Here is a 17,661-nt window from a genome sequence, read left to right as displayed (position 1 = left end):
TCAGTAGTCAGTAGTCATTAGTCAGTAGTTTGCTCGTTCCTAGGCTCTGCCCATTGGTGACAACTTAAGACTGAAAGCCCTGAGAAATGTCGTTTTTACCTGAGTCTAGATCCCCCTAAATCCCCCTTAAGAAGGGGGACTTTGAGAAGATTCCGGTTCCCCCCTTATTAAGGGGGGTTAGGGGGGATCTAGACTTCGACACAAACAAGAAAGACTATCGGTTTAACATTAACTTGCCAGCAATGGGATTGCCGCTACAACTCAATACTATGATTAAGTGCCCGAAGTCCAGGAGTTGGTGTACTCAATTTGATCGGGAGTCAAGGTATCAATGTAAATACCCATTGCTTCCAATTTGAGACGCGCGATTTCTCTGTCAACTTCCACAGGGATTGAGTGAATACCTGGCTCTAGTTTGCCTTTGTTTGTGACAAGATGTTCGGCGGCTAAAGCTTGGTTGGCAAAGCTCATATCCATCACGGCGCTAGGGTGTCCTTCGGCGGCGGCTAGGTTGATCAAACGGCCTTCGCCCAAGACAATAATCGACTTGCCATTATTGAGACGGTATTCTTGAGTGAAAGAACGTACTGTCTTCACGCCAGTGCTTTTTGCACCGAGGGATTTGAGGTCAATTTCGATGTCGAAGTGACCGGAATTGCAAACCATTGCGCCGTCTTTCATGGTGTCGAAATGTTCGGCACGAATGACGTGTTTGTTGCCGGTGACGGTGATGAAAATGTCTCCGACGGTGGCTGCTTCGTCCATTGGCATCACGCGGAAACCGTCCATCACTGCTTCGATCGCCCGAATCGGATCGATTTCGGTGACAATTACGTTAGCGCCCATGCCGCGAGCCCGTTGTGCCGTGCCTTTGCCGCACCAACCGTAGCCTGCAACTACAATATTTTTACCGGCTAACAAAATATTGGTAGCGCGGATAATGCCGTCTAGAGTAGATTGACCGGTACCGTAGCGGTTGTCGAAGAAGTGCTTGGTGTCGGCGTCGTTGACGTTCATTGCGGGGAAAGTCAGCACACCGTCTTTCAACATAGCGCGCAGGCGCACGATGCCTGTGGTGGTTTCTTCGGTGGTGCCGATCAAGTCGGAAATTTGGTTGGGGCGGTGCTGGATCAGGGCTGCTACCACGTCGCTGCCGTCATCGATGATGATGTTTGGACGGTGATCTAGGGCTGTGTTAACGTGACGTTCGTAGGTAGCCGCGTCTTCTCCTCTCAGGGCGAAGACGGAAATGCCGTAGTCTTCAACTAGGCAAGCTGCTACGTCATCTTGGGTGCTCAAGGGGTTGCTAGCGATGAGTACAGCGTCTGCACCGCCCATTTTCAGCGCGATCGCCAAATGAGCTGTTTCTGTGGTGACATGGCAGCAAGCTGAAATACGGATGCCTGCGAAGGGCTTTTCTTTAGCGAAGCGTTCTTGAATTTGACGCAATACCGGCATTTCGCGGCCGGCCCACTCGATACGTTGCTTGCCCAACGGGGCGAGGGATAAGTCTTTGACTTCGTGTTTAATCTGAACTGATGTTGCAACCATTTTACGTAATTTCTCAGAAATCATTCAACTTTGTTAGTTGTACCAGATTAACCTAGGTCGCTGCAAGTTCCCCGATTTATAGATATTGTGCCCGATCGACCTTTTTGACACACACCAGTCTCGCACTCCTCGCCATCAATCTTTTTTATTAGCGCGGCGTTCTTGAATTATATGAATAACTGAAGGCACAAAAGAAAGTACAATTATTACACCAACAATCGGCAGTAAATATTGGTCAACTTTGTCCGGAGGAATCATCTTTCCCAAAAAATAACCGAGTAGAGTCAGCCCCACCGTCCACACAAACCCGCCGATCAGGTTGTAAAACATAAAAGTTTTGTATTTCATTGCCGCCACTCCCGCCACTATCGGTGCAAAAGTGCGGACAATTGGCATAAATCTCGCCAGTACAACTGCTTTTTGGGCGTGTTTTTCGTAGAAGTTTTCGGTTTTATCTAAATATTCTTTCTTAAACAGCCACGAATCTTCCTTGTTAAATAAGCGACGGCCCCAACGGTGTCCGCTTGCATAGCCGACATTATCGCCAGCCACCGCGCAGACAAAACACCCAAAAATTAGCGTCCAAATATTCATAGAGTTTGGCCCCGACGCCACAATTCCCGCAGCAAAAAGCAAGCTGTCTCCCGGCAGAAAAAAACCGAACAGCAATCCGGATTCTGCGAACACAATAGCCCAAATTCCCAAATAGCCGAAGGTTTTAATCAGTTGCTGCAAATCAAAATTCATCTTTCTGTTTTTCCGGGGAATGAACTCAGCAGTACATATGACATCTCGGATATCATTGTCTGTTGAATATAGCATAAACGAGGGTCAGGCAAAATAATAAATTAGCCAGCGATCGATATATTTACCTAAAAATTTTTAGTTCAAATTTAACAATGGGCGCCATAATTCAACAAATCCAAACTAGCTTGTTAAATCTGCTGGGTCAAGCGATCGAGGCAATGCCTTCAATAGCAGCGGCTGTGGTAGTTATTGTGCTGACGAACACGGCAGCAAAGTTTGTTAGCCTCGCAGTCTCGGCAGCTACTCAACAGACTGTCAAAAGTTTATCCTTGCGATCGCTCTTGGTGCAGATAGCCTTTGCCCTCACTTGGGCGGCTGGCAGTTCGATCGCCTGCGTCATTGCTTTCCCGGCTTTGCGTCCCGGAGACATCATCGGTTTGTTAGGATTGGGTTCAGTAGCTGTTAGTTTTGCCTTCCAAGACATCTTCAAAAACTTTTTAGCGGGAATATTAATGCTGCTGCACGAACCGTTTCAATTAGGCGACCAGATAGTTGTAGAAGGCTTTGAAGGTACAGTCGAAGAGATTTCGATGCGATCGACTCAAATTATGACTTATCAGGGAGAGCGAGTGATTGTGCCGAATGCGATCGTCTTTACCAATTCAGTGCGGGTACTCACAGCCATGCCGCACAGGCGAACTGACTTGCCTTTAATTTTGGACTACGATACCGAACCTTCCTTGGCAATTGAAACCTTGGTCAAAGCTATTTCTGAAGTCGAAGGTGTTTTTTCGCAACCAACCCCAGAAGTAGATATTTCAGGTCTTAACGATGGTTCTTTGCATCTGATTGTCCGTTATTGGACGCTGCCGGAACTTTTCACAGGTGCGACGGACAAAAACCAGGGCTGTGGTGGCGATTCTAGCCGCGTGCGATCGAGCGGAGATTAAAATTCCTCAACCCGTACCGGTAAAGTTGTATGACTTACGCTCCTCGAACAACTCTGCGTCAAATTCAGCTAGCGACGCATAATTAAGGATCGCAAATTAAATAATTTACACAAGTTTGTGGAATGGGCGTCCCGCCCGTCCAGAAAGGACGGGCGGGACGCCCATTCCACAAGAATAATAAAGATTGTAAGTTATTTAATTCTCATTCCTAAGCTACTGCCAGAGTGGGAGAGTGGGAGAGGGGGAGAGAGGGAAAGGGGGAGATGGGGAGATGGGAGCATCTCAATTTTTGCAAAAAGCATTTTTTATTCTAGTGCTGTCCCCGCTCGCGTATTTTATAAGCCAATACGGTTGACTTAACGCTTTTTGACGAATGTCATCTCAGGATTTTCTAGGCAATACAGGCATTTCTTGAAAGTCAGATTGTTCTTAAGTCAACCGTATTGTTTTATAAGGAATGAGAATTAAATAACTTCCACAAGTTTGTGGGATGGGCGTCCCGCCCGTGCTTTTTGGACGGGCGGGACGCCCATCCCACAATAACAATTAAAATTGTAAGTTATTTAATTTGCGATCCTAAGCAAGCGAGTGGGGACAGCACTACAAATGCAAAACAGAGATTCTCCCTGCGAAACATCCTCTTCCCTTTTCCGGCGTTGCTGATTTACGGTAACGGTATGAAAGGCTAAATATGCCAGTCATAGAAACCAGTATCGACAAAGCTTGGGGATTTTTAACTTATTTTTTTCATACCCTGATTAAGCAACGCCCCTTTTCCTTCTTCTTTCTTCCTTATTCCTGATGACTACTGACTAATGACTTCTTTCTTCAAGCAAAAGGCGAGCCGATTTCCCATCAGCGCGCCTGAAAATTTTATGCTTTTTTTGTCAAACGTAATTGAACAGATCGTTCCGTTTCAAAAAATTATCAAACTGTCTTGCTAGCGCGGCGGCGGCGGGCTGCAACCAAGCCGCCCAAACCGAGAGCCAAACCAGTCATGGTAATCGGTTCGGGAACTGCTTCTGCGCTGACGGTGAAGTCTTGGAAGTCTGCGTCGTTACCGCCACCGCGATCGTCAAAGGAGATCAGAGTGCCTCCGTTAGACAGAGAAGCTGTTCCATTTGTATAGCTTCCAGCAGCTTGGAAAGCGTTTGTTGTTTCTCTGCCGAGCGCTGTCCACAACGAGGATCCGCCAAACACGGCTTGTTGGGTGCCAGCGTTCAATGCCGAGGTCGAGTAGACAGTGCCGCCATCGCCGCTGTTGAGTCCCAAAGTGTAAACTTGATTTGCCAGGAATGTGAATACTGCTGTTCCCGAACCCAAGACTGTATTGCCCAAAGATCCTTTCCATTCGTTCTGGTCGCCATTGTCAGAGGATTTAGTTTCCGAAAACAGCGTGCTAACTAGAGATGTCACCGAGCCCACGCTGTAAATTCCCAAAGAGGAAGTGTAGCCACCGTGAGACTCTTTGAAGTTAAACTTGACATCTGTATTGTTGGCGAAGGTGATACCGTTGGTACCAAAGGAGAAGGCTTGGGCTGGAGATCCTGCCCCTAACAAAGCGGTGGCGACTGCGGTAGCTGTTAGGGCGGATAAGAGTTTGGTATTCATGACCTGATTCCTTGTGTTGCAATAATTAATTAATAATTTCATTATCTGATAGTTTGTGTTTGTTTTTTTCACTTTATGTGAATTTTGACCAACTCTTTATCAAGCCTTTACAATACCTTTATAAATGCTGTCGAGCCAATCGGTAAGCGGGCGATCGCTCCCTAAAAATACACACCAAAAATTATAAAAATTAGGGCTATAAACCTTGCACTCGCGGTCATGCGAGCGCTAACCCCCAACATAGATTTCGGTGAGTTTATCCTAATTTTTAATTTTCTTCCAAGTCTAAATCTTTAACAGCCAACACTTAGGTACAAACACTGTCAGTCTATTTTAGATTTTAGATTTTAGATTTAGTTGCACGATTGAATCTGGGAGATTGAACTCGGGTAGAAAATTTTGGCTTGTACCCTGACGCTCGTGCACGTGGGACGGTACCTGTTTTTGGGCAGGGTCACTGTCTGGGAATCTAACAGTTATAAAAGTTTTCTATTAATCCAGAAACTAGGAATATTTGTTGTTTCCAACTCGCGTATGGGAATTAAAGTAGTCGATCGCTCGGGTAAATTACTTACAAAGTGCGATCGTTTGGTTTAGGTCTTGTGGTTGAACAACACAGAGCCCGCACCGTGATGGATCCCAAAGATGCGATCGAGAGGGGCTTTCTGCTTTGAAAATTGCCAAAAAGCAGATTTCCATCAGAAAATACCATATATAGATGCGCTTGGCAAGCCCTATTCGCGATAGATCGTCAGATCGCATCAAAAAAGACCGCTGTAGCGTTCCTCAGCCCAAGGTTCGCCCCTGCGGTGGTAGCCGTTGCGTTCCCAAAAACCGAGTTGTTCGGTTTCTGTAAACTCCAGGCCGTTAATCCATTTCGCGCTTTTCCAGGCGTAGAGGTGCGGAACTACCAACCGCATCGGGCCGCCGTGATCGGGGGATAGCGGTTCGCCGAAGACGGTGTGGGCGAAAAAGTTTTCTTCTCGGAGGAAGTCGGCGATCGCAATATTAGTAGTATAGTCGCCGTAGCAGTGTTCCAGGACGTGGAGGGCTTTAGGATCGACTTCTATGCTGTTCATAAAATCCGTGACTTTGACTCCTGTCCACTGCACGTCTAGTTTTGACCAGCGGGTGACGCAGTGAAAATCCGCAGTAAAGTTACTTTGGGGCATGGCCTGGAAGTCAGACCAAGTGAAGGTTTTTGGTTTTGCCAATCCCCAGACTTTAAATTCCCAAGTCTCAATGCTGACGGAGGGTGTATCGCCGTAAGTCAGAACGGGAAAGCCGTTGGCGAGGTATTGACCCGGGGGGACGCGATCGCTGTTATCTGATTCTGGCTTGCGAAAAAATTTGCCCTGCATTTATTCAAACTCTACAGTAAATGACTGCAATCCTCAGTATAACTTAGAGACAACTACAAACAACAGCTTTACCGGTGGATGATTTACCGACTTTGACCGAAATTGCAACGCTTGATTTTTTCCCGTTTTCGCCACCGAAATGATGCTGATGAACATTGGCGAATTATTAAAATATTGCTGCCGCAAGTGGAGTTTGCGAGATCGTTTTAGGATGGCAACCTCAGCGACTGGGGAAACGTTTTCACGTGCAGATTGCCCGAGGATGCGTAGAAAAAATATATTAGAACTGGGAGTGTCGATCGGCTATGCTAAAGAGAGAAAATTCACACCACACTCAAACTCAAAAGGCTAGTTCCAGCATTTAATATTGATGTAGCACAATGATATATCCTACACCAACTACCACGATTCGGCTTTCGCCGGCGCTAAGCGATGTCTACCGAAACATTAGTTAACTGGCTCGAAGAGAACACCGAATTAGGTATATTATCCCGCGATATCTTACAGGCGATCGCGCTTGAAATGGAAATCTCAACTTTTCCCCCGGGATTTCGAGTGGTAATCGAAGATGCACCAGTCACCAATCTCTACATCCTAGAAAGAGGACAAGCCGATCGCTACCGCCGCAAACAACCGGGTTTAATGTGGGGGAGTAGTTTGTTACCGGGGGCGATCGTCAATTTATCGGCACTCCAGCGATCGCAAGCTGCGGATAGTCGCATTATTACTCGTACAGAATGTCAATTTTGGGTCATTAGTGCCGATCGCTGGCGCAGTTTGCTCGAAAGATATCCACGCATCACCGAAGCCTACGCTCAACGCTTGGCCGCGAAATTAGAGCAGCTAGAAGCAGAAATCGCCTACGAAAGAGAGCGTCAAAATGCCCTTCGTAGCTATCTAGTACCGCAGGCGAAACGGGGAGTAATTGGGAATAGCCGTTATGCGGTAAAATTGCGCCAACAAATTCGGGCTGCATCGAGTGACGAGCGATCGGTGTTAATCTCTGGCGAACCTGGTTTAGAAAAAGATAATTTAGCTGCTTTAATTCATTTCGGTTCAAGTCGTCGCAGCGAACCAATTATTCAGATCAAAAGTGCCTTGCTTCAGAGCAATGGAGCAGAAATATTCGGGCGTTTGGGCGGTAAGCCAGGGTTGTTAGAATGGTTGGGAGAAGGGACGTTAATTTTAAATGACGTTCAAGAATTACCCGCTCAATTAAGCCCCCAAATTCAGCAACTATTAACCCAGGGAACCTATACCCCAGTTGTCAGAGAAGGACAAATACCGCCGCAACCGCGTTCTAGCAATGCTCGAATAATTTTAATCTCAGAAATCGTCCAACCCCAGCTAGATAAGCTGACGCAACACAAGATTAAAGTACCGTCATTGCGGGTGCGTAAAGAAGATTTAGAAGCACAAGTCAACTATTATCTCAACATCTTTTGTCGCCAAAAGAAATTAGTCAAGCCCCAAGTCACGCCCGAAGCAATTCGCCGCTTGCAAGCCTACGATTTTCCAGGGAACTTGCAGGAATTGCAGGGGATGGTCGATCGCGCTTTAGTTCAAGCACAGGGAAGTCAGGTATTAACAGAAGAAGTGTTTTGGGCGCAGGCGGCGAAGCAACAAAAATTTCGACTCAATTTATTCAAGATATATCCCAAATTTCGGCAATTTTTACGGAGCGATTGGTATCCCGATCGCGTAAATTATTGGTTTACCACTTGGGTATTTGCATTAGTGGTAACTATCCTGTTTGTTGCTCCCCAAGATCGACAGCATAATTTTGCCCTAAATATCTTTTGGGCTTGGTGGTGGCCGTTAATTTTATTATTATTCCCTATCCTCGGGCGATTGTGGTGTGCTTTTTGCCCCTTTATGATTTATGGAGAAATCGTCCAAAAGCTCTCGCTGAAAATTTTTCCGCGAACTCTCAATAAATGGCCGCGCCAATTAGCTGAAAAATGGGGCGGCTGGTTTCTATTCGGAATGTTTACTTTGATATTTCTGTGGGAAGAGTTGTGGAATTTAGAAAATACCGCCTATTTATCCAGTTGTTTGTTATTGCTAATTACGGCGGGCGCGGTAATTTTTTCGCTGATATTCGAGAGGCGGTTTTGGTGCCGTTATTTATGCCCGATCGGCGGCATGAATGGATTATTTGCTAAACTCTCAATTATCGAACTGCGCGCCCAACAAGGAACCTGCGCGGCGGAATGCAGCACCTACCATTGCTATAAAGGAGGCGAAGGTTTTGGGGAAGGATTAACTACTAATGGATGTCCGGTTTATTCCCATCCCGCGCAATTAACCGATAATAAAGATTGCGTGTTGTGCATGACTTGCTTAAAAGCTTGTCCGCATCGATCGGTAGAATTAAATCTGCGCCCTCCCGGAATTGAATTGTGGACTACCCACGTTCCCCACGGTTATGAAGTTGCACTATTATTTCTATTATTAGGCGGAATTTATATCCACCGCTTGCCGGAGATAAATATTTTGTTGGGGCTGGGCATCAATTTAGAACAATTTTTACCACATTTAGGAATGTCAATCGCGGTGTTAATTATTCCGCCGATGATTCCGTTATTTGCCTATGCAGTCATGCAAGCAATTTATCGATTGGGAAAAGCAGAAACTCTCCCATTTAAAATTACTAAACCCCTTTCATTTGTCTGTCTCGCCTACGGATATCTACCTCTAGTTTGGGGCGGTAGTTTGGCTCACTATTGGCGATTGGGTTTGCAGGAAGGCGGGCGAGTGATTCCCGTAGCTTTTGCGACTTTCGGACAAATTAGAGATGATTTGCCGAGTTTTGTGGGAGATCCGGCGGTGATTAGTTTCTTGCAAGGTCTAACTTTAATTGTGTCATTGTTGGTGACGATATTTGTGACTCAGAAAATTGCCAAGCGATCGATTAAATCTTTGATGCCGCAGCATTTAGCGAGTTTGTGTTTGATGGTGAGTTTGTGGTATGCGATCGTGGGAAATTAATGTAAAATAAAACAAGGAGGATTTACTATGACTTCACAACTTCAACAAGCGATCGATCTTGCTCAGTCACTGTCATTGACAGAACAACTTGAACTACTTAAAACACTATCCGATATTATTCAACGCACCCATTCTCTGGAAACTCAAGCTGCAACAACAGAGGAAGATACAGATTTTTCACGTCTCAGCTTTCGCCAATCTTGGGAGCAAGCAATAACCGGACAAACCTTACCCCTTTCTCAACTGTGGGAGGGAATCGACGTTGACTAATTCTCCCCTTGTTGAGATTCGTCTCACACCTGAATTTCAGCGAAAACTGAAAAACCTCGCCAAGAAATACCGCCAAATTCCAACCAATATTCAACCTGTGCTTGAACAATTACAAGTTGGAGAATTTCTGGGAGATAGAATCCCTGACATTGGCTTCCCAGTTATGAAGGTGCGGATTAGAAACAGCGATACTCAAAAAGGTAAGAGTGGTGGTTATCGCCTAATTTACTGGATTTCATCAACCACGCTGATTGTTTTACTGGACATTTACTCAAAATCAGAGCGCGAAGACATTGAGATAGAGGAGATTCGTCAAATTATCAAAGGGTTCAGCACAACTCCTGAAGAAACAGATGCTTGAGTTTTTTCGTTTTAATCACGCAAGTAAGCCAGCTTGAAGCAAACTATGTCAATACCGAAAAAAGGAACAAGAAAAATCCTTGTTGACGGGGAGCCTTTCATCTGGCTCATCCGCAGACAAGCTAGTAATATGCAAGCAGACTACGGTTGCGGAAAGCTTCATGTTGCTGTCGAACACGCTGAAAATTCTGGTTCGGTATTAGTTATTATTACCGATCGACCTCACCCTCAAGATTGTCTTCGATCCAACAAAGTAATACCAGTAACACCCTCTGATGTAGCACAATGGATACGGCAAGCGATGCAACTCGGATGGCAGCCAATGCGATCGGGAATAACTTTTCGCGTGCAAATTGCAGGGCAGTGTATGGAAAAAATATAATGCTTTATGCTGTTGCCCAACATTAAGCATTATATTAAAGCTAATTCAGTTGATTTGGTAAATGTAAACATCGTCTGAAAGTTAAAAGTGTATAATTAAGTTGACAACCACAGAGAACTGCGATGACTATTCTGAAACCCCGTTATAGCAAGCAAGAGTTTGCACGACTTGGCGATGAGATATACGATCGCATAGTGCGATCGCAAGTTGAGCCGAGTAACAAAGGTAAAATTGTGGCGATCGATATTGAGACATCTGCATGGGAGATCGATAGTAACGAGATAGTTGCCTGTAGCCGACTCCGAACAAAGTACCCCACTGCTCAGATATGGATCGTGCGCGTTGGTTCAACCTATGTGCGTCGTTTTGGTGCCGGTCGCATCCAAAAAGCCAAATGATTACAGGAGTAGTTAACGGCGATTATGAACCAATTCTTCGCATATCCATCTACAGCAATAACGGTGAACTATACGAGCGAGATGCTGTTGTAGATACGGGTTTTAATGGCTGGCTATCTCTACCACCAGATTTGGTTGTTATTTTAGGATTGCCTTGGCAGAGACGAGGACGGGCAATACTAGCTGACGGCAGTGAGAGTATATTTGATATCTATGAAGCAACTATTCTCTGGGATAGTCAGCCAGTTACTATACCAATTGATGAAGCTGATTCAGATCCACTTATTGGTATGTCATTGATGGATGGCTACGAGCTAACAATTCAGATTGTAGACAGCGGTATCGTAACTCTCAAAAAAATATAAAGTCTAACAAATTACTACGCTCGATGCTGGGCAACAAAGTTGACAAAGGACGCTAATTGTGATAATAATATTTACACATTCAAATATATATAGCCTTTCTCAAAAAGATGAGGTATGACTGACAGCTTGTATAACCAGTTCAACTAAGAGGGCCCAAGCCCAACAACATACCTCATCTTTCTGAGAACCGCTATAGTTATCGACCCACTCCAAACAAAGAAACCGGGTTCTCAACCGAGATAGAGGGCCTCAAGCAAGTATTTGGATAAAAACCAGGTTGTCGATCGCCACCCGTGCGTAAGTCCTAATCTCCCAAAAATTGTCAAAAATAATTTATTAAATATAAAAAATCATCGCGAACTTATGAGCGAATTATCAACCAGACCAGCCCTAATTACCAAAGTTATCCCCGACAGCATCTGCGCGGAAATGGGATTTGATGCCGGAGACTCCATCGTCGCCATCAACGGCCAAAAACCCCGCGACTTGATCGACTATCAATTCCTGTGCGCCGATGAATTTCTGGAACTAGAAGTTTTAGATGCTAAAGGCAAAACTCACAAGTTGGAAATAGAAAAAGAGTATGACGAAGACTTGGGTGTGGAATTTGAAACCGCCCTCTTCGACGGATTAATTCAGTGCAACAACCGCTGTCCTTTTTGCTTTATCGACCAGCAGCCTCCGGGAAAGCGCGAAACTTTATATCTCAAGGATGATGACTACCGCCTCAGCTTTCTTTATGGCAGCTATCTGACTCTCACCAATCTGACTGAAAAAGAATGGAACCGAATCGAACAAATGCGACTTTCTCCTCTTTATGTTTCCGTGCACGCTACGGAACCGGATGTGCGAATTCGCTTGTTGAAAAATTTTCGGGCTGGGAAGATTTTAGAACAAGTTAAATGGTTTCAAGAGCGCCGCTTGCAAATTCACGCTCAAGTTGTGGTTTGTCCGGGGATTAATGATGGCGAACATTTGGAACGCACTTTGTTGGATTTGGCAAAGTTTCATACTGGAAATATCCCGGCTGTAGCGTCGGTGGCTGTGGTGCCGGTGGGTTTGACTCGCTTTCGTCCTGCTGAAGATGAATTGATTGCTGTAACTGCGGAAAAAGCGCGGGAAGTTATCGCGCAAGTGCAGAAAATTCAAGCGGTTTTGAGTCAAGGGAAAGGCGGTAAAAAGGCTAATAAAAAAAGTTCAAAATTCACCCCCCCCAGCCCCCCCTTACTAAGGGGGGGAGAAGAGTTAGAAGATTTAGAAGATTTAAACTTCCCTGTGGTAAGGGGAAATTCAAAATCGCGCTGTATTTGGCTGGCTGATGAGTGGTTTTTAATCGCGGGTTTGGATTTGCCGTCGGCGGCGGATTATGAAGATTATCCCCAAATTGGTAACGGTGTGGGTTCGATTCGGCAGTTTATTGGGCAGTTTGAAACGGCTTTTGCTAAGCTGCAACCGCTGCCAGTTATTGGGCCGCGCCGGTTGGTTTGGGTGGTGGGAAATGCTGTTGAAAAGGCTTTTTTGCCGATCGCACAACAACTAAACCAAATTCCCGGCTTGTCTGTCAACATGGTGGCACTGTCCAGCCGCTACTGGGGACAAACTATCACTGTTACGGGTTTGCTCACCGGGCAAGATTTACTCGAAGCTTTGCAGGGAAAAGACTTGGGAGATGGTATCCTCCTGCCCTCGGTTATGCTAAAACAGGGGGAACCTCGTTTTCTTGACGACATGACCGTAGAACAGCTCGAAAAATCGCTGAAAACCCGGATTTTGCCGGTAAGTGGCGTAGAGGAACTAATCTCGGGGGCGATCGGTCTGGCAACTGCTGAAGTTCAATTGTAAATTTTGAATCAAGCCTTTACAAGCAAGACAAGTACGGTAATTGTGACTTGCAACTGTCGAGTTCAGGAACCAAACTAGAAACTTGAGACCTCAATCTTGCTCTAAAATTGTCTCTAGAATTGCAAAGTAATTAAAAAATTATGCGTGTTTTTCGTCAAATCGTGGTGGTCGGAGTGGGCGCTGCAATTACTTTCAGCAACGCCGGACAGAGTGCTTCAGCACAGCCTCCGGCTCAATCTCAGGACGGTTCCCCCCTTAGCAATCCGATCGAATTAGCGCAGAATATTCGATCGACCTCCAACACATCCTCAGAACCAACATCAGAAGATCCACAACAGTCGATCGCCCAAAACCCACCAACCTCGGAGTCTCAGGAACCTGGGGAAGCTACGGCAGCAACTCTCCCAACCGAGTCAGACCAAGCATCAAAGCCCCAACAGGCTGCTCCGGCTGCCCCATCAACCCAGCAGCAGGAGTATTTGGCGCAGTCTCCAAAACCAGCACCGGCAAACAATCGGCAGAAACCTGTCCCGAGCAACCCCAACAATGTTCCGGTGCCGAATTTACCAGCACCAGTTCCCCGCGGCACTCCGAATGAAACTTTCCCGCCTCTGACCCCGAAGGGCATTTTAGACACCAAGCCCCCGGCTTCCCTAGCACCCAACCCGAATCCGCTACAGTTTCCGACAAAGCCCGAGGATGTCAGAATCGAGGAAATTCAGTCAATTACTTTGCAGCAGGCGATCGATCTGGCCCGCCGCAACAGTCAAGTTTTGCAAATCGCCCAGAAACAAGTCGAACAAAATCGATCGGGCGTGCGCGAACAGCAGGCTGCTTTATTTCCAGATCTGACTTTTCAAATGGCCGCAACCCGCCAAGTCAGCGCCAGCGGACAGATTGGAGTGCAGACTCGACTTCGCCAGAATGCAAATTTACCCGTCAGCCGCCAACTTCCGACCAATTCTCCCGAGTTTCAAAATTTCGGCACCATCGGTCTCAACAACACTTTACAGTTGAGCTACGATCTAGACATTTTCGGCCGCCGCAACGCTAATATCCGCGCGGCTAGGGAACAGTTGCGCTTTCGGGAACTGGATTTGGAACGCCAAGCCGAGCAACTCCGCTTCGACACTTCTGAGGCTTACTACAACCTGCAAAACTCCGACGGACAAGTTGCTATCCGCCAAGCTTCGGTGAGAAATGCCCAGCAAAGTTTGCGGGATGCGGAAGCTTTGGAACGCGCCGGGGTGGGAACCCGCTTTGCTGTGTTGCAGGCTCAGTCAAATGTGGCCAACGAAGTGCAGCAACTGTCCGTGGCTCGTCGCGATCAGCGGGTGGCCCAGCGGCGGCTGGCTGAGATTTTGAATATCAGTCAGTCGGCGAACTTGACGGCGGCTGACCCGGTGGAGCAAGCTGGCTCCTGGAGGCTGTCTTTGGAAGAGAGTATCGTGCAGGCTTTTAAGAATCGCCCTGAGTTGGAACAGCAGTTAGTACAGAGGAATATCAGCCAGCAACAAAGGCGATCGATTCGGGCGGGGGGGCTACCTCAAGTTAATGTCACTGGTTCCTACAACTTTCAAGGGCTAACTACTGACGATACAAGACCGTTTTCAACTCGCGGCTGGGCGAGTGGGTATGCGGTACAAGCCAATTTGACTTGGAATTTCTTCGACGGGGGCGCGGTGAAGGCGAGGGTGAAACAGCGGGATGCCGATATCTCGATCGCCGAAAGTCGATTTGACCAAATCCGCAACCAGGTGCGCCGAGAAGTTGAACAAGCTTATTTTGGTTTGGAGTCGAGTTTTGAGAATATCGAAACTTCTGAAGCCGGAGTTTTGCAGTCGAGGGAAGCTTTGCGTCTGGCCAGACTCCGGTTTCAAGCTGGCGTAGGCACTCAGACTGATGTGATTCAGGCGGAAACAGATTTGACTAGGGCTGAGAGAAACCGATTGTCGGCAATTGTCAACTACAACCTGGGGCTATCGTCTCTCCAGCGCGCTGTGAGCAATCTTCCCACTAATAACCTCTCGGATGCTCCTTGATATCAGTTGACAGTTGACAGTTGACAGTTGACAGCGACCTCGACCTGTAACTTGAAGGAAGAGGATTGGAAGAATGAATAGTCTGATTTTAATTTCTCCCGACAAGGGTTCCGGCTTTCAACCAATTCTTTCTGGTAAAAAAAGCCCACTGTACCTCAACTCCAAGCCACGATCTGCATCAGTCAATCCCACTCATCACTCATTCCCAATTCTAAAATCTAAAATCTAAAATCTAAAATGGGTTGGGTTGAGTTGGGTTGGGGCTATTCCTTGTCGGGATAGCTAGGCCACGTGTCCTTGAATCAAAAAAGGCAATTAGACATTTGTTAAATATCCGACACTTCACTTAATATTTTGTAATAGAGTTCTATGTCAACTGCGTTAAAGGATCGGCAATGGCTAATATCAAGTTTGTGAAGGAAAATCAGGAAGTCATCGCAGCAGACGGAGCCAATTTGAGATTCAAAGCTCTAGAAAACCGCATCGACTTATACACGTTTTCGGGAAAGATGATGAATTGCGGGGGCATCGGTCAATGTGGCACCTGCATTGTGGAAATTGTTGAGGGTAGTGAAAATCTGTCGCCACGCACTGACTTTGAGAACCGCAAGCTCAAGAAAAAGCCCGAAAACTATCGGTTGGCTTGTCAAACTATGGTCAACGGCCCGGTGAGCGTCAAGACTAAGCCTTAACTGCCGGTGGGCGAAGTGAAGCGGAGGGATGGGGGATGGGGCATGGGGCATGGGGCATGGGGCATGGGGCATGGGGCATGGGGCATGGGGCATTAGGAAATAAAAATTCTTGGATTTTGAATGTGGATTTTTTACCTATTCAACTGTCTGGTGCTACCTTCTGCTCCATTCCAGTTTCCCTTTTGCCTTTGAGTGATATCCTAGTGGTGTGTATTTTCCTATTTTCCGATACAGGCGGGGGTCTTCATGGAAGTTAACGATTTAGGGTTTGTGGCAACCATTCTGTTTGTATTGGTTCCCAGTGTTTTTCTAATCATTCTGTACATTCAAACCGCTAGCCGTCAAGGCGGAAAAGAGTAGCAACTGCTGCTATTTATTTCTGGTGAAAGCTAGTTGTAAAAAAAGCGCCAACAGTTTTTTGCTGGGGCGCTTTTTTGTTAACTATTAGTATTGAGAGTTTAGCTGACGATCGTCCGGGCTAGCAAGACGGGACAGTTGGCGTAGACTCGCACGTAATCTGATAGGGAATTTCCTAGGAGTCGATCGAGATCCAGGAAATTTTTAGCAACGTTTGGCCGCCGATCCGGGGAACCGATGACCAACAAATCTGCATTCACTTCCTCTGCAATCTGACAAATTGCTTCACCGGGCTTACCTGTAGCACTCACGCAACGGTAGCTAACTCCCATTTGTTTCGCCAGTGCTACTCCCTCAGCCAATACGGGGTCTTTTTCAGCATTTGCTGTCACATCTTCGGTGTATTTTCCCGTCAAATCTTTGGTGACGTGTACTAGAATTATCTGCCCGCCACTCACTTCTTTAACCAAAGATAGCGCAAGCTGCAATGACTGTTTGGCAGATTCTGACTTGTCGAGCGCCACCATGACGCGCCTAATTTTTTTGACGTAGATGTCGTCTTTTACTAACAACATCGGTCTCGATGTTAGCTGGAAAACGTACTGACTGACTGAGTTTTCCAAAATCGATTGCAGCCGTCCAAATCCCCGCGAACCCATAATCACTAAGTCGGATTGTTCTTCTTCTGCGACTTGGCAAACTGTGGTTTTCGGGTCTCCCTGTTTCAGCCGCGGATTGACTTTGCTGGGATCTATTTTCAAAGACTGCACTGCTTGTGCTAAAATCTTCCCTCCTTCTTCCAACTTGTCGGCCATGCCATCGGAAGTTACTTGCTGCGGCACGACGTGCAAAACGGTGACAGAGCTTTGTTGCAAGGAAGGGATGTCCATCAACATATTAAACATCTCTTCGCACAAGCCGCGACCGGCGACGGCTACTAAAATTTTTTCTATCATGGTTTTTGGTGTGAAAACAGTTGAGTTTTGTTGTGGGGCGCTCTTACTAGGGCGTTGTTATACCAATTTAATGTGAAGTTGCACATATCTTGATCCCCCTAAATCCCCCTTAAGAAGGGGGACTTTGAGCGGAATCTTGTCCCCCCCTTATTAAGGGGGGCTAGGGGGGATCGGATTCTATGCAGCTTCATAAAAAATTGGTATTACTCTAGTGGGTTAATGTTAAGCATAAGCCTGAAGTTTGCTTTATGATTTGTAGAAATGTAGCGTTTTGGAACAATTTGTAACGTGTTAGAGAACGATCGAACTCAACCAGAACTTGCAGCGGCTGGCGCTATTCAAAAGCGGTCGGGGATGATGGACTCGGAGGGCTGGTTTGAATATTTGGTGCGAGTCTACCGCTCGTAAAAACCTGGACAAAGCTACCCAAAAGTAGTCAAAATAAACGGCAATCCCTCTATTCCCTTCATGAAGTCGGGAATTACTTTTCTCGCTATATTTATGCTGCCATTAGTATCAGCATTGATTGTTTTGCCAGTGGAGGCTCTATATAAACCACGCTGAACGCGTTTACCACTAAAAACAGGCTTTATCTCTGTCTTTTTGTTATAAATCGGCAAATTATCACCATCTAAAGCACTCGCTTTCGATGTGTAACTTTCCTCAGTTAATGTAACAACAATCCCTACCAATTGTGCTTTATAGGTCAACAAACTAATCAGCTTGGCATGGGGAATATTGGTAAAGGCTTGATTGTTTTTTTGACCAATATTGATTGACTGTTTC

General features: G+C 46.2%; 17 protein-coding genes. 11 read left to right on the top strand and 6 right to left on the bottom strand.

The window, feature by feature from the left end:
* Positions 1 to 273 precede the first annotated feature (273 nt).
* Together ahcY and JGK22_RS27480 are read right to left on the bottom strand one after the other, a co-directional pair.
* Positions 274 to 1,551 (bottom strand): adenosylhomocysteinase, encoded by a 1,278-nt coding sequence (gene ahcY, locus JGK22_RS27485; RefSeq protein WP_293242746.1) that lies wholly within the window; start codon positions 1,549 to 1,551, stop codon positions 274 to 276.
* Between the two features lie 135 nt (positions 1,552 to 1,686).
* Entirely contained in the window at positions 1,687 to 2,298 is a 612-nt protein-coding gene (locus tag JGK22_RS27480; RefSeq protein ID WP_293277355.1) for a VTT domain-containing protein, read from the bottom strand.
* Positions 2,299 to 2,450: 152 nt separating this feature from the next.
* Between JGK22_RS27480 and JGK22_RS27475 the strand changes: the two genes are divergently transcribed.
* Positions 2,451 to 3,248 (top strand): mechanosensitive ion channel domain-containing protein, encoded by a 798-nt coding sequence (locus tag JGK22_RS27475; protein ID WP_293183911.1) that lies wholly within the window; start codon positions 2,451 to 2,453, stop codon positions 3,246 to 3,248.
* A gap of 927 nt (positions 3,249 to 4,175) precedes the next feature.
* Here the strand turns inward: JGK22_RS27475 and JGK22_RS27470 are convergent.
* Together JGK22_RS27470 and JGK22_RS27465 are read right to left on the bottom strand one after the other, a co-directional pair.
* A complete protein-coding gene (locus tag JGK22_RS27470) occupies positions 4,176 to 4,859 on the bottom strand; it encodes a PEP-CTERM sorting domain-containing protein (RefSeq protein WP_293183908.1) in 684 nt (227 codons plus the stop codon).
* A 761-nt stretch (positions 4,860 to 5,620) separates the two neighbouring features.
* Positions 5,621 to 6,220: a sulfite oxidase-like oxidoreductase gene (locus tag JGK22_RS27465; protein ID WP_293190608.1), complete on the bottom strand. Its 600-nt coding sequence runs from the start codon at positions 6,218 to 6,220 to the stop codon at positions 5,621 to 5,623.
* A gap of 432 nt (positions 6,221 to 6,652) precedes the next feature.
* Between JGK22_RS27465 and JGK22_RS27460 the strand changes: the two genes are divergently transcribed.
* From JGK22_RS27460 to psbM, 10 genes are all read left to right on the top strand, one after another.
* Positions 6,653 to 9,211 (top strand): sigma 54-interacting transcriptional regulator, encoded by a 2,559-nt coding sequence (locus JGK22_RS27460; RefSeq protein WP_293314195.1) that lies wholly within the window; start codon positions 6,653 to 6,655, stop codon positions 9,209 to 9,211.
* 27 nt (positions 9,212 to 9,238) lie between these two features.
* Positions 9,239 to 9,481: a hypothetical protein gene (locus JGK22_RS27455; RefSeq protein ID WP_293183901.1), complete on the top strand. Its 243-nt coding sequence runs from the start codon at positions 9,239 to 9,241 to the stop codon at positions 9,479 to 9,481.
* A complete protein-coding gene (locus tag JGK22_RS27450; protein WP_293183899.1) occupies positions 9,474 to 9,842 on the top strand; it encodes a type II toxin-antitoxin system RelE/ParE family toxin in 369 nt (122 codons plus the stop codon). The genes JGK22_RS27455 and JGK22_RS27450 overlap by 8 nt, the downstream gene beginning before the upstream one ends.
* 45 nt (positions 9,843 to 9,887) lie before the next feature.
* Complete coding sequence (locus JGK22_RS27445; RefSeq protein ID WP_293183897.1) at positions 9,888 to 10,223, top strand: hypothetical protein; 336 nt, start codon at positions 9,888 to 9,890, stop codon at positions 10,221 to 10,223.
* Positions 10,224 to 10,345: 122 nt separating this feature from the next.
* Positions 10,346 to 10,621, top strand: coding sequence for a hypothetical protein (locus JGK22_RS27440; RefSeq protein ID WP_293183895.1), 276 nt, complete (start codon positions 10,346 to 10,348; stop codon positions 10,619 to 10,621).
* Positions 10,618 to 10,986 (top strand): clan AA aspartic protease, encoded by a 369-nt coding sequence (locus JGK22_RS27435; RefSeq protein WP_293183893.1) that lies wholly within the window; start codon positions 10,618 to 10,620, stop codon positions 10,984 to 10,986. The genes JGK22_RS27440 and JGK22_RS27435 overlap by 4 nt, the downstream gene beginning before the upstream one ends.
* 363 nt (positions 10,987 to 11,349) lie before the next feature.
* Positions 11,350 to 12,828, top strand: a complete 1,479-nt coding sequence (locus tag JGK22_RS27430; RefSeq protein WP_293183891.1) for a DUF512 domain-containing protein — start codon at positions 11,350 to 11,352, stop codon at positions 12,826 to 12,828.
* Positions 12,829 to 12,968: 140 nt separating this feature from the next.
* Positions 12,969 to 14,870 (top strand): TolC family protein, encoded by a 1,902-nt coding sequence (locus JGK22_RS27425; protein WP_293314193.1) that lies wholly within the window; start codon positions 12,969 to 12,971, stop codon positions 14,868 to 14,870.
* A 395-nt stretch (positions 14,871 to 15,265) separates the two neighbouring features.
* A complete protein-coding gene (locus JGK22_RS27420; RefSeq protein WP_293151570.1) occupies positions 15,266 to 15,562 on the top strand; it encodes a 2Fe-2S iron-sulfur cluster-binding protein in 297 nt (98 codons plus the stop codon).
* 246 nt (positions 15,563 to 15,808) lie between these two features.
* Positions 15,809 to 15,922 (top strand): photosystem II reaction center protein PsbM, encoded by a 114-nt coding sequence (gene psbM, locus JGK22_RS27415; RefSeq protein WP_193970859.1) that lies wholly within the window; start codon positions 15,809 to 15,811, stop codon positions 15,920 to 15,922.
* A gap of 98 nt (positions 15,923 to 16,020) precedes the next feature.
* Here the strand turns inward: psbM and JGK22_RS27410 are convergent, their stop codons facing one another.
* The gene (locus JGK22_RS27410; protein WP_293183883.1) at positions 16,021 to 16,875 is read right to left on the bottom strand and encodes a universal stress protein; all 855 of its coding nucleotides are present in this window, start codon (positions 16,873 to 16,875) and stop codon (positions 16,021 to 16,023) included.
* A gap of 422 nt (positions 16,876 to 17,297) precedes the next feature.
* The coding region (locus JGK22_RS27405; protein WP_293314191.1) for a zinc ribbon domain-containing protein at positions 17,298 to 17,661 on the bottom strand (364 nt) is incomplete at its 5' end.

It is taken from the genome of Microcoleus sp. PH2017_08_TRC_O_A (assembly GCF_020738665.1).
Classification (GTDB): Bacteria; Cyanobacteriota; Cyanobacteriia; order Cyanobacteriales; family Microcoleaceae; genus Microcoleus.
The sequence above is the reverse complement of the archived record's forward strand: the minus strand, read 5'-3'. Positions and strand labels throughout refer to the sequence as shown.